The 24,635-nt window shown below is 43.0% G+C and carries 27 protein-coding genes and 1 pseudogene; 9 read left to right on the top strand and 19 right to left on the bottom strand.

Features of this window, described 5'->3' with window-relative positions; genetic code table 11:
• The 4 genes from ACKLNH_RS10165 to ACKLNH_RS10150 all read left to right on the top strand — a co-directional run.
• Nucleotides 1-553, top strand: a 553-nt coding sequence (locus tag ACKLNH_RS10165) for a Mor transcription activator family protein (protein WP_413112135.1), incomplete at its 5' end; no start/stop codon positions are given.
• The gene (locus tag ACKLNH_RS10160; protein ID WP_413112134.1) at nt 553-702 is read left to right on the top strand and encodes a hypothetical protein; all 150 of its coding nucleotides are present in this window, start codon (nt 553-555) and stop codon (nt 700-702) included. The genes ACKLNH_RS10165 and ACKLNH_RS10160, both read left to right, overlap by 1 nt.
• Nucleotides 672-1,220, top strand: coding sequence for a hypothetical protein (locus ACKLNH_RS10155; RefSeq protein WP_413112133.1), 549 nt, complete (start codon nt 672-674; stop codon nt 1,218-1,220). The genes ACKLNH_RS10160 and ACKLNH_RS10155 overlap by 31 nt, the downstream gene beginning before the upstream one ends.
• 329 nt (nt 1,221-1,549) lie before the next feature.
• Complete coding sequence (locus ACKLNH_RS10150) at nt 1,550-2,398, top strand: hypothetical protein (RefSeq protein ID WP_413112132.1); 849 nt, start codon at nt 1,550-1,552, stop codon at nt 2,396-2,398.
• On the opposite strand, the gene ACKLNH_RS10145 is transcribed toward ACKLNH_RS10150, so the two are convergent.
• Both ACKLNH_RS10145 and ACKLNH_RS10140 read right to left on the bottom strand, forming a co-directional pair.
• Nucleotides 2,395-4,890 carry a DEAD/DEAH box helicase gene (locus ACKLNH_RS10145; protein WP_413112131.1) on the bottom strand — a complete coding sequence of 832 codons (2,496 nt, stop codon included), beginning with the start codon at nt 4,888-4,890 and terminating at the stop codon, nt 2,395-2,397. The two genes, ACKLNH_RS10150 and ACKLNH_RS10145, sit on opposite strands and share 4 nt — an antisense overlap.
• Entirely contained in the window at nt 4,887-5,783 is an 897-nt protein-coding gene (locus ACKLNH_RS10140) for a Hachiman antiphage defense system protein HamA (protein WP_413112130.1), read from the bottom strand. Before ACKLNH_RS10140 ends, ACKLNH_RS10145 begins: the two co-directional genes overlap by 4 nt.
• Before the next feature lie 391 nt (nt 5,784-6,174).
• On the opposite strand from ACKLNH_RS10140, the gene ACKLNH_RS10135 reads away from it, so the two are divergent.
• Nucleotides 6,175-7,002: a hypothetical protein gene (locus ACKLNH_RS10135; protein ID WP_413112129.1), complete on the top strand. Its 828-nt coding sequence runs from the start codon at nt 6,175-6,177 to the stop codon at nt 7,000-7,002.
• Nucleotides 7,003-7,087: 85 nt separating this feature from the next.
• Here ACKLNH_RS10135 and ACKLNH_RS10130 read toward each other — a convergent pair whose 3' ends face one another.
• From ACKLNH_RS10130 to ACKLNH_RS10095, 8 genes are read right to left on the bottom strand one after another with little or no spacing between them, the layout of a single operon-like run.
• Entirely contained in the window at nt 7,088-7,702 is a 615-nt protein-coding gene (locus ACKLNH_RS10130; RefSeq protein ID WP_413112128.1) for a DUF3164 family protein, read from the bottom strand.
• The gene (locus tag ACKLNH_RS10125) at nt 7,699-8,103 is read right to left on the bottom strand and encodes a hypothetical protein (RefSeq protein ID WP_413112127.1); all 405 of its coding nucleotides are present in this window, start codon (nt 8,101-8,103) and stop codon (nt 7,699-7,701) included. The genes ACKLNH_RS10130 and ACKLNH_RS10125 overlap by 4 nt, the downstream gene beginning before the upstream one ends.
• A 2-nt stretch (nt 8,104-8,105) precedes the next feature.
• A complete protein-coding gene (locus ACKLNH_RS10120) occupies nt 8,106-8,489 on the bottom strand; it encodes a hypothetical protein (protein WP_413112126.1) in 384 nt (127 codons plus the stop codon).
• The gene (locus ACKLNH_RS10115; RefSeq protein WP_413112125.1) at nt 8,489-8,740 is read right to left on the bottom strand and encodes a hypothetical protein; all 252 of its coding nucleotides are present in this window, start codon (nt 8,738-8,740) and stop codon (nt 8,489-8,491) included. The genes ACKLNH_RS10120 and ACKLNH_RS10115 overlap by 1 nt, the downstream gene beginning before the upstream one ends.
• The gene (locus ACKLNH_RS10110) at nt 8,737-9,264 is read right to left on the bottom strand and encodes a helix-turn-helix domain-containing protein (protein WP_413112124.1); all 528 of its coding nucleotides are present in this window, start codon (nt 9,262-9,264) and stop codon (nt 8,737-8,739) included. Before ACKLNH_RS10110 ends, ACKLNH_RS10115 begins: the two co-directional genes overlap by 4 nt.
• A complete protein-coding gene (locus ACKLNH_RS10105; protein WP_413112123.1) occupies nt 9,261-9,773 on the bottom strand; it encodes a hypothetical protein in 513 nt (170 codons plus the stop codon). The genes ACKLNH_RS10110 and ACKLNH_RS10105 overlap by 4 nt, the downstream gene beginning before the upstream one ends.
• Before the next feature lie 11 nt (nt 9,774-9,784).
• Entirely contained in the window at nt 9,785-10,501 is a 717-nt protein-coding gene (locus ACKLNH_RS10100; protein ID WP_413112122.1) for an AAA family ATPase, read from the bottom strand.
• 45 nt (nt 10,502-10,546) lie between these two features.
• Nucleotides 10,547-12,769, bottom strand: a complete 2,223-nt coding sequence (locus tag ACKLNH_RS10095; protein WP_413112121.1) for a DNA-binding protein — start codon at nt 12,767-12,769, stop codon at nt 10,547-10,549.
• Nucleotides 12,770-13,166: 397 nt separating this feature from the next.
• On the opposite strand from ACKLNH_RS10095, the gene ACKLNH_RS10090 reads away from it, so the two are divergent.
• Together ACKLNH_RS10090 and ACKLNH_RS10085 are read left to right on the top strand one after the other, a co-directional pair.
• Nucleotides 13,167-13,931 carry a LexA family transcriptional regulator gene (locus ACKLNH_RS10090; RefSeq protein WP_413112120.1) on the top strand — a complete coding sequence of 255 codons (765 nt, stop codon included), beginning with the start codon at nt 13,167-13,169 and terminating at the stop codon, nt 13,929-13,931.
• Nucleotides 13,932-14,801: 870 nt separating this feature from the next.
• On the top strand, nt 14,802-15,791 hold the full coding sequence (locus ACKLNH_RS10085; protein ID WP_413112119.1) for a calcium/sodium antiporter: 990 nt from the start codon (nt 14,802-14,804) through the stop codon (nt 15,789-15,791).
• A gap of 359 nt (nt 15,792-16,150) precedes the next feature.
• On the opposite strand, the gene ACKLNH_RS10080 is transcribed toward ACKLNH_RS10085, so the two are convergent.
• The 3 genes and pseudogenes from ACKLNH_RS10080 to ACKLNH_RS10070 form a co-directional block, all read right to left on the bottom strand.
• Nucleotides 16,151-16,294, bottom strand: a complete 144-nt coding sequence (locus ACKLNH_RS10080; protein WP_413112146.1) for a DUF3164 family protein — start codon at nt 16,292-16,294, stop codon at nt 16,151-16,153.
• A 9-nt stretch (nt 16,295-16,303) separates the two neighbouring features.
• Nucleotides 16,304-16,582 carry an SH3 domain-containing protein gene (locus ACKLNH_RS10075; RefSeq protein WP_413112118.1) on the bottom strand — a complete coding sequence of 93 codons (279 nt, stop codon included), beginning with the start codon at nt 16,580-16,582 and terminating at the stop codon, nt 16,304-16,306.
• Nucleotides 16,583-16,902: 320 nt separating this feature from the next.
• Nucleotides 16,903-17,097: pseudogene (locus ACKLNH_RS10070) on the bottom strand (DUF3164 family protein); the annotation flags it as partial.
• A 484-nt stretch (nt 17,098-17,581) separates the two neighbouring features.
• Between ACKLNH_RS10070 and ACKLNH_RS10065 the strand changes: the two are divergent.
• The gene (locus tag ACKLNH_RS10065; protein ID WP_413112117.1) at nt 17,582-17,725 is read left to right on the top strand and encodes a hypothetical protein; all 144 of its coding nucleotides are present in this window, start codon (nt 17,582-17,584) and stop codon (nt 17,723-17,725) included.
• Between the two features lie 110 nt (nt 17,726-17,835).
• On the opposite strand, the gene ACKLNH_RS10060 is transcribed toward ACKLNH_RS10065, so the two are convergent.
• The 3 genes from ACKLNH_RS10060 to ACKLNH_RS10050 all read right to left on the bottom strand — a co-directional run bounded on the left by ACKLNH_RS10060 (nt 17,836) and on the right by ACKLNH_RS10050 (nt 21,121).
• Nucleotides 17,836-18,255, bottom strand: coding sequence for a hypothetical protein (locus ACKLNH_RS10060; protein ID WP_413112116.1), 420 nt, complete (start codon nt 18,253-18,255; stop codon nt 17,836-17,838).
• Between the two features lie 89 nt (nt 18,256-18,344).
• The gene (locus tag ACKLNH_RS10055; protein WP_413112115.1) at nt 18,345-19,091 is read right to left on the bottom strand and encodes an FG-GAP repeat protein; all 747 of its coding nucleotides are present in this window, start codon (nt 19,089-19,091) and stop codon (nt 18,345-18,347) included.
• Complete coding sequence (locus ACKLNH_RS10050) at nt 19,091-21,121, bottom strand: hypothetical protein (RefSeq protein ID WP_413112114.1); 2,031 nt, start codon at nt 21,119-21,121, stop codon at nt 19,091-19,093. Before ACKLNH_RS10050 ends, ACKLNH_RS10055 begins: the two co-directional genes overlap by 1 nt.
• Nucleotides 21,122-21,603: 482 nt before the next feature.
• Here ACKLNH_RS10050 and ACKLNH_RS10045 point away from each other — a divergent pair, with 482 nt between their 5' ends.
• Nucleotides 21,604-22,089, top strand: a complete 486-nt coding sequence (locus tag ACKLNH_RS10045) for a VOC family protein (protein WP_413112113.1) — start codon at nt 21,604-21,606, stop codon at nt 22,087-22,089.
• Nucleotides 22,090-22,431: 342 nt separating this feature from the next.
• Here ACKLNH_RS10045 and ACKLNH_RS10040 read toward each other — a convergent pair whose 3' ends face one another.
• The 3 genes from ACKLNH_RS10040 to ACKLNH_RS10030 form a co-directional block, all read right to left on the bottom strand.
• On the bottom strand, nt 22,432-22,668 hold the full coding sequence (locus ACKLNH_RS10040) for a thioredoxin family protein (protein ID WP_413112112.1): 237 nt from the start codon (nt 22,666-22,668) through the stop codon (nt 22,432-22,434).
• Between the two features lie 9 nt (nt 22,669-22,677).
• Nucleotides 22,678-23,682 carry a permease gene (locus ACKLNH_RS10035; protein ID WP_413112111.1) on the bottom strand — a complete coding sequence of 335 codons (1,005 nt, stop codon included), beginning with the start codon at nt 23,680-23,682 and terminating at the stop codon, nt 22,678-22,680.
• Between the two features lie 123 nt (nt 23,683-23,805).
• A complete protein-coding gene (locus tag ACKLNH_RS10030; protein WP_413112110.1) occupies nt 23,806-24,441 on the bottom strand; it encodes a LysE family translocator in 636 nt (211 codons plus the stop codon).
• Nucleotides 24,442-24,635 lie beyond the last annotated feature (194 nt).

Raw genomic sequence — 24,635 nt, 5'->3', positions numbered from 1 at the left:
GCTGTCGCTCTCTGAGCAGTGCGGCGGTAAAGATATCTACCTGCCGAAAGGAATCAGCATAGACAATGCGATTCGCAACAGCGAAATTTACCACCAGCGACAATCACTGGGTGCTCAAGAGACCGCAGAGCGCTATCAGCTCTCTATTCGTCAAATCAGCACCATCGTTAAAGAGCAACATGCACTACGTAGCCAAGGCTATCCATGCGACCAAGCCAAATGGCCAACAACCTTAGTGCGGCTCTACGACTGCCTTTTAAACGCAATCGAAACCTCAAACATTGACCTTGATACGCCTACCCGCCAAGAAACAGCCAAAGACATGGTGCTAGCTCTAGCGGTTTACTTTGGTGGTAGAGACATCTACCTCCCAAAAGGGGTAAAAATCAAGCAAGCGCTGCGTAACAACGAGATATTTAGCCAAGCAGGTAAAGTCTCTCCCACCATTTTGGCGGCTCGCTACGACCTGAGTAACCGTCGTATCAACCGCATTATCGAAGACATGTACAAAGCACGTCGCGTAGAGCTGCGCCGCTCAAGAGAGTTGCACTGATGTCGGTTAAACGTCGCTTTCATGCGCGCAATATTGCATTGCGCCTAACTCACACACAACGCGTTCGCCAGAAGTATAACGCGCCACTCTACCACCAGCAGCAAAAAGGACTAAGCCCATGTCAATGGACGCACTACAAGCAAAGTTAACACAATTACGCCAAGCATTAAGCGAATACGAGACCGATGTTGCCAACAAGCTTGAAATGCTGGCGTATGAACGCAGCAAAGAGCCGGGACTATGTATCACTCTTGAGCGAATGGAGAATGAATTACGCCGCGTGATTCATCCTGACGACATCCCAGCGGCGCGTGAAGCGGTAAACGAGGCGACGTTAGAGTTAGAGGCATGCCAAACGCTCATTAGCAACCTAGAGCAGTACACGCGTGGTGATGAGAGTTACAAGTTTCGTGATCAAATTAAAGACGTTACCAACGAGATCTTGCACTTGAAATACGATGAGATATTGGAAGTGCTATCGCTCTCTGATGACGAGCTAACACTATTAAAAGATTTTGTTGTGGTTAGCCATGCTATACGTGATAGCCGAGATTGGTGGGGCTTTAACCTTGGCGCAGCATTTACTCAGCTCTATGGTGAATTACGCGAAGGCGACCTTGTTGCGCACCGAGAAACGCTATATGAATCACTAGACATTGAGGTTTAATGGAAGGGGCGAAAGCCCCTTTAGTAACACAGTTTGGGGCACCTCTGTATCAAGGGGTTTGCTCAATTGGCTATGAGGAATAAATACAGGTTTGGAAAGTCGAAGTTTAACTAAAAGGTGTCTATCAAGTCAGCGACTATACGCACTTCTGACCTTTTGACGGACATGTGACTACTTAAGAAACAACCGAACGAAGGGCAGTAACGAAGAAAAAGGCTAAGATTCAGTGGTGTAAGTCTTATTTTACGTTTGTATAACTTCCGTTATTATTAACCACATGCTAAAATACTGTTTATTAATACAGCATTTAATTTTCGATCGGAGTTAAAATGAACAAAATAAAAAAATGTATAACTGTCCGTTTTTTTTCTATAGATGCAAGTGCTTCATTCTTCGAAAATTTTCCTGCTAATTACTCTATCAGTAGCGAAGAGCTTTCTTCTTCTCGAATTATAACAATTAGAAATACAAAGCACTTAATCAAAACGATATCAGACACTACTAATAACTATATAATATCTGTGGTTAAAGAAAGAAACACTTGGCAAACAAAAGCCACTCGTGATGGGGAGATAACAGGTTTATCAATCAATCAAGGTATAATAGGCGATCCATACTACTTTAGCGTATTGCCAAAGCACAAAATTATTTTTGGCTTTACTACAGGCCCAATTGGAAGCTTAAAGAGTGCCGCTAAATTTGCGTTAGAGCAATTCAACTCTGATAGAAATGAAAATATCAGTCTATCACTCATACCAAAAGAAAAAGAATATTCAAAGCTTAGAGAGCTTCCAGATTATAGCAGCCTACACTTTAAAGTTAACTCTTCGTCACTATCTGATGTATCTGATGACGCCCCCCAACTAATTAAAAACTTAAGCTCTGCACCATATATTGAGAACAACATACAACTATCATTAGATTTAGATTGTAGTGACGAGCCAGAAAGCATAATTACCAAACAAAATTTAATAGAGATTGTAAATTATCTCTCAGAGAATGATGCTTGTACCGTTTTAAAAGTAAAAGGGTTAGATAATGAGGGTAGAAAGGTGAGTTTAGACTTCGGAAATGCATTTATGAACCATAAAGCCGAGCTTAACCTCCGTAGTAAGTACATAGATCAAAGTACTTCCTTAAAAGTGTTAAACTCAGCGTACGATTCGTTAAAAATTTAGCTAGCTAGAGTCCTAATTTCTTTTTGAGTTATGGGATGTAGCATATCTAATTGATTGCTATCTAACATTGCTAACAGCTGATAGATTGAAATATCTACCATTTCAAGAGGTAGGCACAACTCTACTTCTTTAGCCGCCTCTCTTGATAGCCCTATGTTTATCAAACTAACCATTTTTTCATCACATGCGCCAATTTCAAGATAGTTGTGTAGTTTAACACTTGTCTTGTCAATCGACTTTTGTCTCATTTTATTCGTCAATAGCAAATGATAACAGCTAATTGCATTACGTAACCTGAACCTTACGTCATTGTTAATTACCTTGATAACATTTCTAACCGACTTATTGACGTTACGAGTTCCAAGATTTTCCTTATCCCACTTAATCTGCTCTGAAATTATTTCTTTTAGACTTTTTCCAGAGATCCACTTGGAAGAAATCAATGTGATATAGTCGATACTATATTCGTCACTGTTGATATACACTCCTAGCTCATTTAGCTTTTTAGCTACTTTGTTTAACGAACCATATAGTTCTGGAGATTTGGGATGAGGTAAGATCCAGTCATCAAAACTTTCTATTGTTTCTAAAAAATTAAATAGTTTATTTTGCTGAATATAGCCAACAGTTGGATTTGCTTCTAATGTAAAGGGGGCTACTTGAAGTGATCGAAAAGCGCCATCTACACTTTTAACTAAAAAATCAATAGATGAGCTATCTAAATTTAACTCTTTAGAATTAACCGTATTTTCTAGTCCATCATTTGAAAATTCTCTAATCAATTTATTAGCAATTGTATAAAAACGATACTGGTCTGATTCATTGTGGGGGTATGTACCAGAGAGGGCCTTTATTACATCATTTAATTCTTCGTTTAGTGTTTTATAATAAGTTGGTATTTTATTGTTGTCTTCTTCTTCTTCTTCAAAATAATCTTTGAATGTCCAATTATCAGGTTCTATCAGAAAAACATTTCCAGAGAAGTGTTCTAACATCCTTCCTGCACGACCTGTAATGTTGTTTATCTTGACATCTTCAAGCCGCTCTGAAGGTTGCCCTATGATTGTTTGGATTGGGTTTTGTAAAAATAAATTCTTAGCGGGTAGATTCACCCCTTCAGCTAAAGTACTAGTACAAGCAATATATTTTATTTCTCCTTCTTTCGCTAAACTCTCAATCATTACTCTAACGGAGCTTGGTAAAGGGCCGTAGTGGAAAGCGACACCTTTTCTCAGATTACTTGCCAATGTAAAGTCTTCATGTATGAATTGTTCAATGTAATCAGCTGCCTCTTCTAAAGGCTCGGTAACCTCAAACTCTTCTATTCTACTTGAAATATCTCTAGCAACGTCTTCACAGTAATTGGTCTTATTTCTATAGATTATATTACTCTGTCCACTTCCTAATCTAATAACAGTATCAGCTAGTTTTTTTCCAGTAAATCTTTTAGCTATCTTTACTATATGATCTGATTTTATCCTTGATATCTCTATATTTCTTCCTGATAGTTTTACTGACATCAGTATCTTTGCCACGGGGGAATGCTTCGTGATTTCTTTGTGAAAATCTATGCCTTCAAAAACTGAAGTAAAAGCATTCTGATAACTTTCTGATGGCATACTTACAATTATCTGGGGAAGGCTATCTTCTAGAATTTTCTCTAGCGTTAAGTGTAATAAAACGCCTCGGCTTTTATCGGAAATATTATGTGCTTCATCAATAAAAAGATAGTTAAAGCTTAAATCACCACGTTGAATCAATTCATAAAGCCTTTCTTGTGTCATCACAAAAATTGTCTTTTCATTGAATTCCTTGTCATCTCTAGGGATAGTGCATATATCTATTTTTTCATGCTGGCCCATGCCTTTTGCTATTTCATAGACCTTGCTTGATACTTCAGATATTAAAGCCCTTGTAGGAACAACTATTGCGGCAAATGATCCACTTGAATTAGCAACCTCTCTAACTAGATAAGTTAGTATTATATGCGTCTTACCTGCTGAAGTTGGGGCAATGGTAATGACATCTTCATCCGACTCTAAGTTCTTCCACAGCAGCCTTTGAAAGTCTGTTAATGGGAAATCTAATTCTGTTACTGAATTCAATTCCATCTTAAAATCAAACTTAGCATTAGTATGAAACCCAAGATCAAATTTAATTTCAGGATACCTCTGCCCTAACAGAGAAATATTAGGAAAATCTCCAGACTCAACAAATATGTTCTGAGCTATAGGAATAATATCAGGAAACTCTTTACTAGCTACATCAAGTAACATTGCTAGTAGGATAGCACCTTCTTTTCGAACTTCTGCATCACTAGACTTGCAAAAGTATTGGATTGAAGTGAGAAGTCTCTTTGCAAGTGATTTATCAAAAGCTTTAGGGGTACTTGATAAAAAATCTACATATCCGACAAACAAGCTTTCTCTATCTTTAATAAAATCAGCATTGAAAAGTATGTTTTGGGTTATTTTCTCAACTATCTCACTCATTTGTAGATACCAACATAAGAAATAAATTCATCAACTAATTCAGAAACACATGTAAATGGGAGCATTAATAAAGTTACCTCTTCCGCTTCAAGACCTTTACCTTCCACCTTATTGAAAAAGTCCCCTACATACTGACATGCAACCTTCTTATATGCTTCGACATAATCAACATCATTCTCAAAAATAACATCTGGTTGAGTAAAACCGATAAAACATGGGGAATGTATTTTCTTAGCGCTGTCTATAGTGGTGTAAGGATTAAGTACATCCAAAATAGTCTTTTCAAACTCTGAGTCTAAGTTTGGAAAGTCCATATGACTATCAAGCAAGTCAAATTCCACATCAAACTTACTCTTTGCACTAACCATAGAAGAAGCTGCTGCTGAAGCAGCTGATTTGAAACTTTGGTACAGCTTAGATTCCCCAAGATAAACTCTGAACTCACCATCAACCATTTGACCATGCACTGCGTCAGCTCCAAAAACAGGCATTGTAGGAACAGTTTTCATAGAAACTTTACTTAGTAGTTTTGGAGCTTTCAGGTATACATCAAGCAAAGTAAAGAGGAGCAGCTCTCCTAATTCACCTTGAGCGGTATGTTTACTAATTTTCCTTAATGCTTTATCAAACAAATCTTCCATAGCTGTAGTGCTCTGCATACCGAGCTTCTTCTCTATCTCCTTGCAGGAAAAAACAAAGTTTTGGAGTATCCCTTTTCTAACAAATTCAAAAAACTCTTTGAGGCTAATTTTACCATCTTCATGACACGGCAAATAGACCAGCAGCGTGTTAACTATACGCTGATCAGGTAGTCGAAAGTTACAAGGAACTTCTTTCAAGATACTCTTGATTTCAGCCGAATTATCAAGCTGTGGTTTCAGTGCTTTATCCATAGACCTGCTAGTACTCCGAGCGCAAATACATTAGTTATGCGGTTTACAGCATAATACCCCTGTATGCGTAATAAGGATTAACAGTATCGAGATACTCTTTCAGGAACTGTGACGCTAGTAACTCTGAAAGAGTGAAAAGTGTAGTGGCACGTCAAATTTGACCTTGTATCTATTGGTTTTGTAAATAGATTTAACGGGAAAAATCAACTTACTTTCATTGTCCCAAGGTGCGCAGTTAACGCTCGCCTTGGGGCAAAAACCGTTAAAGCGTTGCACCACTATTCAAGGTACAACTGTAGAGTGCGTCGTAGTTCCGCATAGAACATTTCTAGCAACAACGTGACTGGGGCATCATTAAAGCCCTCTAGGGAAAAGCTAAGGAATGGTGTAAGTGAAAGCAAACGAAGCAAAGGTAGTTTGGAGCAAACTACAACGCGAGATCATTGAAGGGCATGCTGAGGTCTGTCGACGGCTCACCACATCTAGACCAACCTCGTTCTACAACTTTTTACATCGTCACTATGCTCGCACAAATCACTTTGAACCCAAAATAATCACTAAGTTAAAGTATTATGGGAACGTCATGTTTTGCTTACTACTGCATGTTGAGCACGGGCATCTATATATCGAGTATGCCTACTATCCCATGTCGCTGGAGCGTTTTGGGACACGCATTGCGATTGATGCTAAAGATACCTATTCTCGCCACTATGTTGAAAGACTCATTGAGCGCAAAAAAGTAAAAACACTGGCTGAACTTAAGACGGAGGTAATCGACCAGTTTTCACGTATCAGTGACTCAAATTTTCGCATTGTTGAAGGACGCATCGATGTCTGCACTGATATCGTATTGCTGTTTGATGACATGGTTGTCTTTGGCGTTGTCGAAGAAAACGATGATGGCAGCGTAACTGCAACCCGTAAGTCAATGTTAACGAACAACGAACTAACCTCAAAACAACATGAGATCGTTCAATTTATTCTCGGACGGTTTGACCTACCGGTGTGTGTACTGGCAACCCATGAAATACCCCGGACTCACAACGAGGCTCTTAATGTGATCGAAGATACACGTAAGAGAATTCGCCTCGATGATGACGAACTGCCACAAATCTCAACAAAAGAATCTCACCCAAGAACAACAAACGCTCTACACAAAAAAATCGACAAGGCCTTTTTCAAGTTCTTGCAAGCTTATGACCCATTATTCTATGAGTGACAGGTATAACTTCTGAACCCAACAAAAACGCCCCAACAGGGGCGCTTATCGTATCTTTAGGCTCTCTACACGCCTCAGTTAACCTTTACAGCTTACTGATATCTAACGGTATCTGTTGATAGCTGCCGTTCTCCTTGCGCTCGTATAGGCGCAAATAACTGCATGTCCCGGATACTTGTATGCTGTCGGCGATGGCATCCATGGCATTACGCCAGTCGGTATCATCAATATCCAATGCTCGAAGGCTAAGAACCTGATTCACATCGATTCTGCCTTGTTTATTAACCTTAAAGGCGTGTTCGACTAACGCTTTGATGTGGTCGTTGCTGTTTTGCGTCCAGCGTTCGATGCACGCATCTATCTGCGCTTTGGCGGCTTGGATACGTTCATCAAACACACGGTGCTCACCAACAGCGCGCATCAGTTTGTAACGGCCATCATATGACATTAAGGTCACGTTACCTTTTGCACCGCCCCAATTCACGCCGTATTCCTCGGCACTGAGGTCAACAAAATCGCTGATGTTCGTCATCGATTGTGCCTTAAACATCGCAAGATGTTTTTGCAATGCCTTGGCACGTTCGATGACGGATAGCACCACGTCATCACGCAAACGGTCGACTGATTTTATTTGGCTCTCTGGCACCAAATGATTAAGAGAATTACGGCGAAAGCCAGTTGGTATATGGTGATCATTCATGCTAACTCCTTGTTGGTAAATTCCTTGTTTGGAAACAGAACGGCGATGCTTTGCTGGCTAAATGGACATTGTAAAACCCGGCTTGGCAGTGCATGGTAACGCTTGGGTGGAAACGCCTTTTTCACAATACGTAAATACCGTTTAGGGTGGCAGCATTTGCCACGTGCTTTGGCATCTAATTGCCAGCTCAACACCATTTGCCCACAACGCGAGCAAGGACAATACAGCGGCTTGTCAGTCGCAAGGTGATACCGTCCGTCAATACGCTCGATATAGCCGTGTTTATCTAATTGATAGAGGTAATATTGCAACCCACTCTCTTTGCTTACGCCTAGGTATGCGTTAAGTTTGCCGCGCTTCATTGGCGTATTTTTAAGGGCTTCCCATATGGCTCGATACATTCTTAAATCCTCCATGCAACCAAGCAGCCATCGAGTTCAATCGAGCGCATCAAAACGTGGTAATCCAAATTGCCCACGATAATCTCATCGCCTTCCTGTAGCCTTGAGTCGGGTGCAACCTGAATCAATGGCTTTACCTTATAGAGCCGATATGAGAGCACTTCGTAACCTTGCAAGGTGAGTTTATCGCTGACTTTGTCAACGAGTAACTTTCGGCGTTCTCTGTCTTCTACAGTGTCAGGTTGGCTGACTGGTTGATTCGTTTTCCACCTAACATCATTGAGCACGGCATCAGGATGCATCGAGCGACGAAACACGCCAAGGGTTGGACACATTTCTGCATTTACTCGACTCAGGGTGTTCGCTTTTTGTTGGCTATTATTCATTAAACTCTCCATGTCACTAAGCAGCCATCAAGCGCACTGGCGCGAATGAGCTTTTGGTTTTGGGGTGTCCCCACGGTGATCTCTTCGCCGCCGACCAACCTTGCATCGCCTTTGATTTCAATCATTGGCTTGGCGAGAAAGACCTTTGCTGATAAGACGGTGTATCCATGTCGTGTCAGTTTTGAAATAGTTTTCGCCGTCAGTGTTTCTTTCCGGCGGCGCTCCTGCTCGCTCGTTTGTTGGGTGTTCATGGCTCTCTCCTTGAATAATTCTGTTTCCATAACAGTTGGTTGTAACGTGCAGCTAAGCGGCTTAACTCTTTCTCTAACCCCTGACTAAGCCTTGCGGGATCACCTTCTGCGGTACGTTTGAGATAGGCGAGTTGATCGGCCAAGTTGTACATCTCTTCGCTGGTGCATTGGCTCCCCAATTGAGGCGCTTTGACTGAGACCTCTAAGCGGGAATGCTGGCAACCTGACCGACATGCGCGATACATCTTTACCCGCTCACGGTTGGCCGATGAAAATGGCTTCTCTTGATGAGATGCACACTCATGGATGTAAATCTCTCCTTTGACCGGACAGCTCACGGTTTGACGTAAGATGACGCCTTTAACGCGGATTTTTAAATTGTCGGTGTTGCCAGGATAAATTCCACGCAGTACCTGACTGAGTAAGGAGGTACTAACCCCTAGTCGCTGGGCTAATTGGCTCTGCGATTGTCCCGTGGTGGCTACCTCTTGTTGTAAGATTTGAACTAACTCTGTATCTGTCATGCTTCCTCCTTAAAGGGGTAAAGCACTTGTCTGTTCGGGCAGTACACGCCATCTTTGCGGATCTCGGGATGCTGTGCGCCTGAGTTGAGATTAAGGCGGTAACACTCTTCGCCCTGCACGTCGATTCGACGCACAAAACTCGCCTTTTCTAGCGCTCGCAGGTAGCGGGTAGTCGTGACTCTTCCTGCCATTGCGGTGCTGCGCACATCAAATAAGCTAAACCGTTTCATGATGCGGCATGAGTTCCAGATGCGTTGCCTAACACAAGGGCGCTTGCTCTTCGTCGTATTCGGCCTTGTTGGTGGGGTTCTATCCACCAGCTGATAACGATTATTGATAAAGCAATCTCCCTTGTCGTATAGCGCTATGCGTCCCTGTTTAAGCAATAAACGAATGAAGGATTGTGTCTGGGTTTTTGACATCTCAACGGCTTGCATCAACTGCTTCCCCTTAAATGGCGTGGTGTCGAAATGGCAGATATACCTCCATGCCAAACGGCGTTTCGACATACAGCCTCCTATCAAACAGTGGGCGCTCTTAGGCCATGGAAAACTTGCTCGCCCCAATCAGCTAAGGTGACGATTTCTAGCTCATTGGCTTTGGCTAGTGTCTCGATTTTATTTAGCCCGATAGTGATGCGGCGCATCTCTCCACACGACTGATGACGGAGGTGATCCAATAGTTCATCGGAGACACATATCCCATCGTCTAACAGGTGCTCTGCCATAATCTGCACGTCTTCGAGATCGGCGGGTTGGAACTCCACCCACTCTGAAATGCGGTTGTAAAACTGCTTGCGTGTTGAGATACGACGGGCAATTTGATCCATGCCGACCAATATCACTGGCACCTCTGTGCCGTCGTAAATATCGCGGATGGTCTCTAATGTGCGGACATCGTTCATCAGATAATCGGCCTCATCGATGAACAGTGGGCGCTCATGCATACTCATCTGTTCGATGATGTAGTCGATGTTTTTGTTGATGCCACGGCGCGGAGATGAACCCAGCTCTTCAACTATGCGACTGGTGATGCTAGCGGTGGTGTCCTCTGCTCTTGCGCTAACGTAAATTCCGTTTAGCTGGTTGTAGAGGTAAGTCGTGGTGGTGGTTTTGCCTAACCCTGTTGTACCGTGCAATAGTCCTATGCCCGGCACGCCGTACGAACGTTTAACCAGTGCGCTAAATGCGATCTGGGTAGACGACACGTTTTTTACTGGTGCGACGACAGCTTTCATTGTTACACTCCTCATGAGCATTTTTGCGAATGTTCTAATGGCACGCTATGCTTGGCGGCTTCGTGCCATTTCTCTTTCGATAAGCGCTTTGCCTACCTGATTGTTGCGGGTGAATTCGGTTATAAACTCCTTTTCTTTGGTGGTGAGTTCTCGGGTTTGTGATTGCTTGGCAAGGTAGATTGCTTTCTCTTCCATGCTGCGAAATAGCACTCGACTCTGCTGCTTTACTTGTTGCTCTTTCTGCGCCATCAATTCACGTTGTTTTGCCAACGCTTCAATCTCTTGCTCGCTGTATCCTTTGGGCTTCTCGGATTGGGTATTGCTTAATGCACTGAGCGCAGGGTTATCGGTGATCTCTCCGGGCAATTGGAGCGTCGCCAGATTGTTACGCGCCTTATCAGCGGCAAGGGCGCTGGCATACTGGTTATTAATGCCAAATTCGGCTTGAAAACGCTTGGCATCGCGACGCAGTTGATTGAGTGATTTGGTGTATTGTTTGCGCTGCTCTCGATAGGCTGCGGGATCGATAGTGCGCCCTACCCATTCGTCACTAATGGCTTCGATGTAGGTATCCCAATCATCAAGGGGGTACAGGGTGGCGCGTCCCACATCTTTCGGATCGAGGAAGACTCGCATTCGTTTACGATCCAGTTCTGGATTCATGAGTTCTGGGGCGGTATAGCGAATGCCGCCCGTCTTCACTCCGCCGCGTATCACACTGGCATCGCCAACGTAATTGAGCAGGTAATCAAGGCTGTGAACTTCTGGGACTAGCTTAGGGCGATAGCGACTGTTAGCGTATTGCTGGAAAGGGGTATGCCCTTTTAGCCCACCATGTACTTTGTTGTGGTAGCGATGTTCTAACCAGTCGTTGATCACTTGCTCTAATTCATCAGGACTAAGGGCGAGTTCTATCGCTTCTTGCTCTGCTTGCTTCTTACCTTCCCCGATTCGCTTGGCGAAGGCTTTGGCGGCTTCTATCTGTTGGCGGTCACTCACGCTGTGACCAATATAGCCGGGTAACAACTCGAATAAACCTTGGCTTAATGTGCCAAAGAACCGTTCAATAAATGGTTTTTCCCACCCTGAAAATGCGTTGGCACGAGACTGCTTTATATCTAGCATGTGGAGGATTGCTGTGACGCGCTTAGAGACATAATCACTGCCGTTATCGGTTCGCGCTAAACCGTCATCATTTAAGATCCCCCACTCCAATAAGCATTTGCGTAGCAGTAGGCAAATCCCTTCTGAGTTTGATGTTGGTGAGAGCAACAGCTTTACTCGACGGGTATAAACATCGATGGCCGCGATGATGCTGTAACGTACTAATTTGCCTTCAACTTGCAGCTGTACGTCGGTTGGGGAACTGTCAAATTCCCAGCAATCATTAGGCGCTTGCACCCAAGGGTACATTTTGCCGTAAAGGGGGCGGTGTTTATTGTTGTACGCATCGGGGTTGGTGAGGTAAGCGAACGCTGCACCGTTGTCGCGCTTCCATTTCAGTAACCAACGGCGTATTGACGACGGGCTAGGCATCTTCCATTGCGGATAGTCTTCTCGCTTTTCACTGATCATCCGCTCTAAGACATAAGGTCGCGCTGCTAAGTGGGGCTTACCTGTGATAACCGCAAACAGGTAATTGTGTAAATCAGGTTGGCTTTCAATAATTCCCGCTCGTTCGCGCTGCCCATATTGATTGGCTAAAGATGCAAGCCCTTCACTATCGAGCCTTTTGAGCCAGCGACGGCAGGTTTGCCAAGTGGTGTTCGGCACCTGCTGATAGATCCAATCTTCAAACCCTAAGCGCTGTTTTTTGTAGGCTTCATCAAAGTGCTTTTCGCCGTCAGTAAGCCGATTAATATCACGGTAGGGTTGCAGGTAAATCTCCCGCTTTTGCAATATGATCATACGAGCGTTGGCTTTGCTCTGTTGCTGATGTGGCAACGATTGAAAGGCTTGTAATGATTTCGACTTCTTTGCCTGTTGCTGCTGCTTGGTTTGTTGCTCCAACCTTTCCAGTTGGACGATATCAAGGGCGGCGGTCTGCCCTGCTTCGGTAACAGAGACCCGGCTTTTGGCTTCTAGCTTGGCAAGGTGAGCTTGTGTCTGTTCTGGTAAACTCGATAGATGGTACTCGCGCCCTTTACCTTTCACTCGCGGTCTTGATTGCCAATTACCACGCTGTGCGTTTATGCGAATGTTGCGTGATGATTTAGGCAAACCCGGCAATCCTGCTAATTGGGTTGCGGTGAACCACTCAATATTCATAATCTGTCCCTAGCAGATCTACCTCTAGGGTTTGCGACAGTCTATAAAGGATGCGGGTGCTAACTATTCCGCGAACTTTTCGCGAGTCACTTCGCTTAAAAGTGCTAATGCATTTTTGTACTGTGCGCGGGTTAAAGCCATGAATAAGCGCCCAACTTCGACAAGTAAATCCTTGTTGTAGCAGGGCTGCACGGATTTCGAGGGCGGTGACTATCGACATGGGATCAGTTACACTCCATAAATGTTCGCATTACGAACGGACAATAATTGTTTAAATGTTCGTCATGCGAACTTTTAAACAGAGAATAGATCGCATATGTTCGCACATCAACACCAACGCAGTGATGTGACTCGAAAAATACGCATGCATACATGCAACAAGACATAAGTCATTGATATGGAAAGTAATAAAAATTCAAAGGGATCGGCAAGTGAGAATCGGATCTGCGATCCCATTCTAATGGACAAAATAGGATCGCTTCCTGAACGGTTGAAAGAGCTTATTGGTTCGCAATCTGTGCGAAGCTTTGCACTAGATATTGGCGTCTCTGAGACGGCGATTAGGAAATATTTGAAAGCTGAAACAGCACCTAGCTTGGAAATTTCAATCCGTATCTGTCAGGCATGTAATGCCAAGCTGGAATGGTTTGCGATGGGAACAGGTAACAAAGAACCTTTTGAAGATCATTCTCAAGATAGTATGTATGTCAGTACGACACCTGCTGCTATGCCGGATTTTGAAGAAGAGTTTGCTCTTGTTCCCGGCTATCACATTCAAGTCTCTACTGGAAATGGGTGTAATGCCTTAGACCAACAACCTAAACGCTTCTTAGCTTTTCGAAGGAAGTACTTAGATTACAAAGGGCTTAATCCAGAAAAGCTCGCCGTTGTCTTTGCTCGTGGCGATTCAATGGAAGAGACTATCAAAGACAATGATTCGTTGTTGGTAAACCTTGAGTCAGTCAAACCAATTGATGGCCATATCTTTGTGGTACGCTTGGGGGATGAGCTATATGCAAAGCGCATTCAAAAGAGCTATGACGGCTCACTTCGCCTTATCAGTGACAACCGGGAATATGCATCGATAGAAGTGCCAGCAACAGACCTCGATCAGCTATGCATTATTGGTCAAGTGGTGCAGCGTTCAACGGACTTCTTATAAGCAGTAACGATCCCATTCTGCTCTCGTTTTCCATAATGCGCGATTTTTCAAAAATGTAGAGAATCGGATCGATGATCCGATTCTTTTTTTAAACTAGCCGATTTTCTTAAACGCATAAAAAGTGGCAGAAATTCACACTTACCTACAATCAAAGCCTCACGTTAAACTCGCCTTAAACGCAGAGCACACGCCGCTTTCAGGCTTCCATCGTCCCACCAGCTCCCAGCCTTTCCCGGCTAATCCCGCTTTAACACCCTCTTTTTCATACCTAGTGGTTTATTACAAAAATGTAAGAAACCGCGAGGTTTAAAAAACTTTTCATTTTAAACGACTGGTTTGGGGGCGTGATTGTTGGGGCTTTAACCTTGGCGCAGCCTTTACTCAGCTCTATGGTGAATTACGCGAAGGCGACCTTGTTGCACACCGAGACACGCTATATGAATCACTAGACATTGAGGTTTAATGGAAGGGGCGAAAGCCCCTTTTCAGCGCGTTTTTGGACATTTCTGAGTTAGGGATTATGTGGAATCTACATATTTCAGGCTTTGGTATGTAAACTGAGTGCTCGCAGCACAAAGCAGTTTGTAACGTAGCAGAGAAACACTTGGTTATGGAAATGTGAATGTTATGACGGAGTCAAATAATGTATTGACTTTGACACATCATATGTTAGTTTTGCCTACCGTTTGAGGGAGTAGCTATTTTGCGTCATAAACACGTAAAAGGTTGTATCAACATATTTGACAACACGTCATGGTGCGACCAGTAACACTTTTTAGTGTTTACCAAGCGAGACTCGAACAACTCACACACTTTGCGAGGGCTAGTGTGGGGTTGTTCGTGTTTTAATAGCCCTCTTGCTATCATCATATGACCGCTTTAATTCTGCCATTATTGGCACTATCTTTAGGATTTGTTTCCTTATCATTTAGCGCAGACCGATTAATTTCTGTGTCGGCAACATATGCTAAACACTGTAATGTTTCTCTTATATTCATTGGGATGACTGTGGTTGCATTTGGCACATCTGCGCCAGAACTGCTTGTTTCATTTGTAGCGGCTCTTAATCATTCCAATGAATTAGCAATTGGCAACGGTATTGGTTCAAACATCATTAATATCGGAGTTGTGCTATCCATTTGTGTCCTGATTTCCCCAATTCGAGCACATCAGCGTTTTGTAAAAAGAGAATTCCCAATATTAGCCATCTCCATAGTGTTATGTACAGCGTTGATGTTAAAAGGTAATCTCGGCGAGATTGATGGTCTGATATTGGTGCTTGGGTTATCTACATATTGTTTTTACCTAGCAAAATCAGTACAGCAATATCAGGTAGTTAACGATGAATTCGAGTTTTTACCCTTAACAAAAAAACGTGCCGGCTGGGAGAGCTTGGTCATGCTGTTGTTATTATTAACTTCGTCTCGGTTGATGGTATGGGGAGCTGTTAAATTAGCTCAAGCCGCGGGGTTAAGCGAACTTACTATTGGGCTAACAATCGTTGCCTTTGGTACCAGTTTGCCCGAGCTAGCAGCGGGAATAGCAGGAGTGCGACAAAAAAAGTATGATATCGTTTTCGCCACAGTGATTGGATCGAATATCTTTAATTTATTGGGTGTGATAGCGTTTCCAGCATTACTTGGTGACAATGTCTCTATTCCCGAGCAAGTATTAACCAGAGATCTCCCTTTTATGGCTCTGCTCACATTAATGTTAGGCGTTATGTTCGCTCTTTCCTATTTTAGGGTAGGAGTATCTAAGGAGCAGACTACGGATTATCATATTCACCGTATTGGAGGTGGGGTTTTGCTACTCACATTCTGTGTTTATTTGATTAAGGTATCTGCTGACTTCCTATGAGAACAAACCTAGCTAAAACACAAAATTGCATCGACCAAGCTTCCTTACACATTTTTGTAAAGTTTAGCATTGCAGGCAAAGAAAGTCGCTCAGATAAGTTATAACACGGACGGCATCAAACAGTCTGGATGATAGGCTTATAACGCGAAATGGAGCCGAAATAATTCATGAACCAACCTGTTAGACAATTGTGCAACAGCTTGTTGCACAAATAAATCTCATGATGGTTTCTTACGTTCTAAACACGCCTTGGGGCAGTATCGTGTTACCAGCTCAAGCCAAAGATGGTACAACTTAAAAACGCCCCAACACAGGGGCGTTTGTAGCATCTCAGGCGTTCTACACGCCCTTCATCACAACTAAATCTTGCTGATATCTAACAGTATCTGTTGATAGCTGCCGTTCTCCTGACGCTCGTATAGGCGTAAATAACTGCATGTCCCTGAGACTTGTATGCTGTCGGCGATGGCATTCATTACATCGCGGCAATCTGCATCGTCAATATCCTGAACTCAGTACTTTAGACCATCAGGATCTGTTGACCCTACATGCTCCATGAGCACCCAACCTTCAAGTCCTCCCGATTTGTCTACACCAACCCAGACAAATTTTCCCTTTCGGTCAAACTCCACCAATTTTCTACCGGCTGCAATAACAAACTTGACCTTTGCTGACTCAGACGGCTCTTCTCTTACTTCAACTTGTATAGCTTTCGCATAATGCATCTGCCCTGGCGAAGCAAAAGAAGGTAGTGATATCAGAAATAACATACTAATTAACAACGCTTTCATTGGCTCTCCTTAACATGCTGTTTTGAATATTTGAAAGTAACACTACCTCATGTAAACATTAGCCTGAACACCACGACTCAATGAGTAACATAACTTGCAAGCTAAACCGCAATAATGGAAGAGCCATACTCACACCTTGCACTTAGCTTTGTGCCTTAGGCCAAACAAAAAACGCCCCAACATCGGGGCGTTTGTCTTATCTCAAGCGCTCTGCGCTCTTCTGCTAGCCGTTACATCTTACTGATATATAAGGGTAAATATTGATGACTACCGCTCTCCTGACGCTCGTATAGGCGCAAATAACTGCATACCCCTGATACTTATATGCTGTCAGCAATGGCATCCATGGCGTTACGCCAGTCGGCGTCATCAATATCCAACGCTCGAAGGCTAAGAACCGGATTCACATCGATTCGGCCTTGTTTATTAACCTTGAAGGCGTGTTCGACTAACGCTTTGATGTGGTCGTTGCTGTTTTGCGTCCAGCGTTCGATACACGCATCTATCTGCGCTTTGGCGGCTTGGCAGTCGCGAGGTGATACCGTCCGTCAATACGCTCGATATAGCCGTGTTTGTCTAATTGATAGAGGTAATATTGCAACCCACTCTCTTTGCTTACGCCTAGGTATGCGTTAAGTTCGCCACCTTACATCATTGAGCATGGCATCAGGATGCATCGAGCTACGAAACACGCCAAGGGTTGGACACATTTCTGCTCTCGTTTTCCATAATGCGCGATTTTTCAAACTAGCCAATTTTCTTAAACGCATAAAAAGTGGCAGAAATTCACACTTACCCACAATCAAAGCCTCACGTTTAACTCACCTTAAACGCAGAGCACACGCCGCTTTCAGGCTTTCATCGTCCCACCAGCTCCCAGCCTTTCCCGGCTAATCCCGCTTTGACGACCTCTTTTTCATACCTAGTGGTTTATTACAGATATTGGAAGTGCTATAGCTCTCCGATGACGAACTAACGCTGTTAAAAGACTTTATTATTGTGAGCTATGCGATACGCGGTAGCCGCGATTGGTGGGGTTACAGCCTAGGCGGTGCGTTTACTCAGCTGTATGGCGAACTGCGCGAAAACGCCTTTCTCGAACACCGAAGTGAGTTGTATAAATCGCTGGAAATTGAGGTTTGATAGAAGGGGCGAAAGCCCCTTTTTGCAGCTCTTTAAACAATTTCAATTAGGGTGAACACTGAGTATCACAAGACATAGCTTAATAATTACAGCTCAACACACTCTCAAAATCAGTAATCCAACAAGCGCGGCTCTTCAACTAACTCCAATTTTGAGTCTGGTTCATCTCTGCTCAAAACAAATATATGAGATGAAAAATGTGACCCACCTTCAACACCATTTCCAGTAAAGAGAACCAAGTCCTCTATTCCATTGTCGGTGTAATCGCCCTTTGCGATTATGTCAACTTGCTGAATGCTGCCTTTATTATCATAAAAAACACTTACGTTTGGATTTTTTATATCTACTTTCTCTATTTTCACATACTCAGACCATGTTGAAAGAGTCTTGACTTGCTCGACTTCTCGAACCGAAAGCTGCAAGCCTAAATTAGCTGGCGCTAGCTCTGTGAAGCTTTCATCAAGAACCAAGTCATTCAAATAACTAAAACGAGATGGGATCTTCAAGCCAAATGTTAATGGGGTGGTCATGGTATACATATACGTCTATTTGCTCTGCCGTAGAGAAAAAGATGTTAGCAATACCGACATAATCAACAATGTTCTCATAATATCAAGCACTAGTAGGACCCAAGCAAATTGGGCTCATCAATTAATATTAATTTAGCCCCTTCACTATCACGAGTAAGAACATATATATGATAGGAACGATAGGAGCCCTCAATAAGAGAATTACTGACGTACAAAACTAAGTCCTCGATACCATCACCATCAAAATCACCAGTCGCAACTATTGTAGCATTCTGAATGCCCTTCATATGATCATAGTAGGAAGCTGAGTGCTCACTTCTCACTTTAACCCGCTCAAACTTACCAAAATCGTTCCATGTCTCAAGCTTACTTGCTTTTTCTATATCTTCCCTAGAAATCTGTAAACCCAACGAGGCAGGAGAAATCTTGGCAAAGTGCATATCAAGTACAATATTGTCAAGATAGCTGACCTTAGCGGGTTCCAACTTAGATGCAATTTCCAACGTGTGACATACCATCATCAAATTCACTACGGTTAACTGTTCACGATAATTAATCCCTCTCCGACCTGCTAAGTATGCACTCATGAGCTCTCGACAATTATTGACCTCTATGACATCTTCTACATTATCAGGGTCCTTCAAACTGAGACCAAGGAACCAATCTGCAGTTATCGCTTCAATTACACCAGATTTTTCAGAAATTTCTATCGGCTTATCCAGCCAGTCATTGATGGAGTGTACTGGGTTAATATAGATATCACTATGCAGCTCCGCAGTCACAAACGACGTAAAAAAAAGCAACAACATCAAGATATACTTAATACAAATTCTCATTATTCAGCATTCTCCAATAATTCTCTTACAAAGTCATTTCGGGCATCACCCAATTGTGGACGCCTACTTTCCAACGCCGCAGCTTGGAAGTTTCGCGCCCTTATATGTGCTGTAAAGTTAACGAATACATTAGTCAAACGAGTTTGACCTAAGTTAAATATCATATCAAATAAAGCGACTTGCACATCGGCAGGATAGGAATACAACTCTTCTGCACCATAAATAACTTCTAGACCTCTCTGAAACTCCTGAAGGTGCTCATCTGTCAGTTCATCCATCGTTTCTCGAGTAATATGAAGAGAAGCAAATCGAGAATAGTATCTCGCACCACGATCTCCTGTTTGTCCTTGCCCTAAAATAGTATTGAACTCGTTCTCAATCTCTTGCTCTGTCGCTTCAAGACCAGTTTCATCAACAATCATTGAAAGCTCAATCGCACTATCAACATCGGAAATATAATGTCCTACCCCTATAGTCACATAGCCTTCCGAGTCCAAATACATATGCGAAATTCGCCCCTCATACTCTTCCAGTTTGTCTTTCACCCTTTCGATAACCCTGTTAGATATACCAGTGGGGTTAACATGATAAAGAGACAGAGGCCATAAGTGCCACAAGCTTAAAGAATCAGATTCAGTGCTAAAGCCCGCTAAACCAGCAGATACAGCGTCCTCTATCCAGACAAGATTTTCAGCTCGACTTATTTCATGTGCTAATTGTTCATCAAAAATCTGCTCAATCAGATTGTGATCTCGACTATTTTGGTATGCTTCTTCTGAGCGAAAACATCGCCTAAATCGGCGGTGCTTTTCCTCTCTATCACTATTAATCAATTGCTCTAGGGTCGTCACTGCTGAAGCCCGATTATACCATTCTGTTGGATGCTTAATGACGGCTTTCTCCAACTCGTTAGTTTCACCACTGAAATATATGGCAAGATCAGCTTCAGTAATATTTCGACCTTCCTGTGATCGAACTTGACCCAGCAGGTCACAATAAAAGCTATTTGCAGCTTCACATATTCCATTGCTGCCACTCCCATCAACTACATGATAATCATGTTCAGCTTGCTCATCATTATCTGTACCTGAAAGAATATTTAGGAACCATACTGGCGGTTCGTCTTCGCTAATTAATTCTAAGTGAACTCTATTATCAAAGCCCAAATTACCATCTGAATCCTTCGGAAACTCATGCAGCCCCGCATACCCAATTGACTCTCCAGACTCAACTGGAATGGGATCAGAAGGGACAATCACCTCTCCCGTCTCTACAATGTCACTGTCATTCCCTTCTTCACTTCGACTGTGCCACCCAATAGAGTAATCAACCTTGTCGTAATTACTATTTAGCAATGCATCAGTAGCTTGCCCTTGTGCACGGTTTGCAGCAATCCAAACATATCTACCAACAAGATCACCCAATGTGGCAGTGTCTGCGTTAGGACCGAGCTTCGCAAGATAGCAGCTTATCCATTCATAATTAACGCCATCATAAACTCTTTCTGTTCGGTCGCTTTCCTCATTTGAAGTGAACACGATAATGCTCCCCGGCGGTATAGCATACGACACATATGTACCGTCTTCAGACTCATGATAAACAACCCGCCTCGTTTTAGCTCGATAATGAGCCTCTGAGTTAATACGTAAAACACCGTGTGGCTTTAAATGCATGTATAGCAAATAAAACACAAAGCTATCTTCTTGGTTTTCTGGGTTTAAATAATTGTACCTTATCAGACAAAAATTATTACTAAACCTAAAGTCACGCGATGCAAACTGAGTGGTGATATACGTTTCATTCATCCTGTAGGCAACAACATGCCCATCACCAATAGCTCTGACTGGATGAGTGTCACCAAGCCAACTGGCCACTCTGTCGGTAATATGTAGCCCTCCGTGCCAACCACCAGCACCTTGAGATATTGCAAAGCGACCAGAGGTAACACCACGAAAGAGTCGTCTAAAATCATCTAGCCGATTAAACTCAGTGCCGTTTTCTTCCGCAATAGGAAAACTAAACTTGTGCATAAATCCCTTTCTATTATCAAATTAATCTCCCCCCATACTACAGGCATCAAATGACTACGTTAACAACAGCAGACGGGCAGAAAACGAGCCCCACCAAAACGGCACAATGCCTAAAAACCCTGCCAAATAAATATATTCAAGCTAAAAATAACGGATCTTATAGCGAAAATGCAGCAATAATAAAATCGGCGAAAATACACCTCTCCGCCGACACATTTTGTAACGAACTTTCTTGGGTTGACTTAATGCAACGACTATTCGAATCAATAACTAGCTTGAAAAACGCCGTAAGTGTTCCGCCCAGAAATAGTTGACGGCATAAAGGTATGCGTACCACTCCAAGCCATAACAAATAATTATTAAATTTATAAATTTTAATAATTTCTTATTTTGATCGCGCATCCCTATACTCATCCCATCGAAACGCATCACAGATGCGATTCACTTAGATATTCAAAATAAGCATTGAGTTGGAGCAAGTTATGAAGATGAATCACATTGGTATCATGGTCGGTGATATGGATAAAGCGGTTGAGTTTTACACTAAAGCGCTAGGTCTTAAAATTGTTATGAACAACACTAAAGTGGTTGAAGAGCGCGAAACCGCTATCGGCCGTATGTGTATCGCTGTTTTCGGCGAAGGCTTTAAAGGCTTTAACATTGCTCACCTACTAACAAATGACGGCATTGGTGTAGAGCTGTTCGAAATGAAAGAGCGCCAAGAGCGTCACGACGTTGATTTCTCTCGTGTGGGTATTTTCCACTTCTGTCTACAAACCGATGACTTTGCTGGCGTGATTGCACGCACCGAAGAGTTTGGCGGTAAGGTTCGCATGGACATCATGCGTTATCACCCTGAAGATGATAATAAACCAGCTCAAATGGTCTACCTAGAAGACCCGTTTGGTAACCTATTTGAACTTTACTCTCACACGTACGAAGAAACTTACTCGTCTGATTACGAGTAAATCCAACGTTTTCGCTCCAGAGTAACAGCTAAAATGTCGAAGGGGCTGACACATTGTGTCAGCCCCTTTTGGTTTGATTCCCAACGCCAGTATGCTGTCGCCGGTAGTGGTCACTCACATTGTGATTGGCATATCTGAGTTACAACACAACAAAACCCATCAGCCATAAGGTATCTATTAAGTATGGAAACATTGCCCACCACTAAATCCATTAACTTGTGGCTCAATTTTATTGACCGTTACGCCATCATCAATATCCAATGCTCTATGGTTACATACTTTACGTTAGGTCTAAAAAGATCTCAGGCTAATGCCCCCTTATCCCAGTTTAAACAGTTATGTTTAGCCTTTTAACCAACTTAAAATTACGTCTGGCTTTGGTATTCCTCCTGCGTGAACGAGCTCTTCATCCATGACAACGCCCGGTGTAGACATCACACCATAGTTCATAATCGTTTCAAGATCTGTCACCTTTTCAACTGACACTTCAACGCCTTGCTCAGATGCAAGCCTTTCAATCAATTTAGCGGTATTAACGCAGTTAGCACAGCCTGAACCTAAAACTTTAAACACTTTCATTTTCAGCTCCTAAATTTGCCAAAATGGTAAGTTGAATATCCAGCCCATAACAGTAAATGCGGTTAGAAGTAGGCCAAAGAGAAGCCCAAGCAATCGCCACTGCATAACTTGTTTTAACATAACAAATTCTGGAACACTGGCAGCAACAGTGCTCATGCAAAATGCTAACGCCGTACCAATCGGAAGGCCATTGCGTAGCAAGCTCTCCATAATTGGGATAACACCAGTCGCATTAGAATACAGAGGTATACCAATCAATACGGAGGCAGGCACTGACCACCACTGCCCAGAGCCTAAATGGGCATCTATCCACCCATCAGGCACGAAGCCATGTAAACCAGCGCCTATGCCTACCCCAATAAACACCCACTTCCAAACGCGACCGACTATTTCAACCATTTCTTGTTTGGCAAATTGATGTCGGTAAGACAACGTTATTGTTGAATCAGCGGCATTTTGCTCGCGGTTACCATTATTACTTAGCTGGGCTTGAGCCTTTTGCATCGCTTTCGCTGCAAAAGGCTGTAGCCAACGATCTGCTCTTATTACATCAAGTAGCCAGCCACTCAATATCCCAATAAGCATGCCTATCACCACGTACATTATGGTGAACTTCCAGCCCAGTAGGCTAAGCAGTAGTAAGACAGCTACCTCATTAATCAATGGCGAGGTAATTAGAAATGCCATGGTAATTCCCAATGGGACACCCGCGGATGTAAAACCAAGAAAGACAGGAATACTGGAACATGAGCAAAATGGCGTAATCGCACCGAAAAAGCTCCCAGTTACATAACCAAAAATACGCCGCTTACCCGCTAGGTAATCTCTGACTTTTTCGACATTTAAAGACGCGCGAAGCAGAGCGATGATATAAATCATAGTGACCAAGAGCACCATGATTTTACTTGTGTCTTCTATAAAAAAGTGAACCGCATCCGCAAGCTTAGTCTCTCGCTGCATTGCGAATAGCTGGTAAGTCATCCAGTTGGCAAGATGCGTAAAGATCTCAAACATATCAGCTCCGTTAACCTGAACGCTTATTTCTTATTTTAATAAGACAACCCCGAAACCGATAGGGTATAAATGATTTATAACTGGTTGAGTTGGCATGTTCTTTAGTTGATATAACAGCAGGCCCTAATGCAAATAGCCAACAAATAACGTCATTGCAAAGAAGATCAGAACAAGGCCAGCAGTCCGTTCAATAATATGAATATACCCACTTAGGGGCCTTTGGACACGAGGTTGGCTTATCATTGACGCGATGAACAAATCCCAGAAGAGAACAGCGAGAAACATCCATAATCCGCATGATATTTGTTGGGTTAACGTCACATCACTACCAAGAATGACCGTCATTAAACTCATATAGAACAGCGCATTCTTAGGATTAAGCAATGCCGAATTTAAACCCAGCATCAGCTGCTTCATCGCTGATGGCATCGCTAATTGGCCCACGTGTAGTTCCGCATCTCTTTTTTTACTTTTCAGTAAAGCAGTACCTAACCACAAGAGATAGAGCCCCCCAATGACTTCGACCAGCGAATAGATCACTTTACTATCGCGTATACTCGTCCACCCAACTATCGCCACTCCAATATAGACAGCATTGCCTAATGCGACACCGAGGCAAATAAAGCGGCTGCCCTTTAACTTATGTCGAATGGAGTGAGCAACAATTAAGAAGAAATCTTGCCCCGGACTCAGTAAAGCAACAAAGTGAGCGAGAACGAGAGCGGGGAAAGCAACGGGAAAAAGTGTAGAGTAAGACATATCAGGGCATCCATCGTAAAATCAGCTGTTTACTATGGCTTATTTCCTTTAGTCATTATTGTCGAAAATTGACTTTATGTTTGGATACCGCTTTGGGGTCGAGGCTGTGTAGTTGACGAAAGCTCGATGTAATTGGCTTTAGCTTCTAGATATTGCCTAGATCCATGTTTCTTTCCCTTGGAGCTGACATGGCT

The sequence above is a fragment of the Thaumasiovibrio clandestinus genome (assembly GCF_047250365.1).
Taxonomy (GTDB): Bacteria; Pseudomonadota; Gammaproteobacteria; order Enterobacterales; family Vibrionaceae; genus Thaumasiovibrio.
The sequence above is the reverse complement of the archived record's forward strand: the minus strand, read 5'-3'. Positions and strand labels throughout refer to the sequence as shown.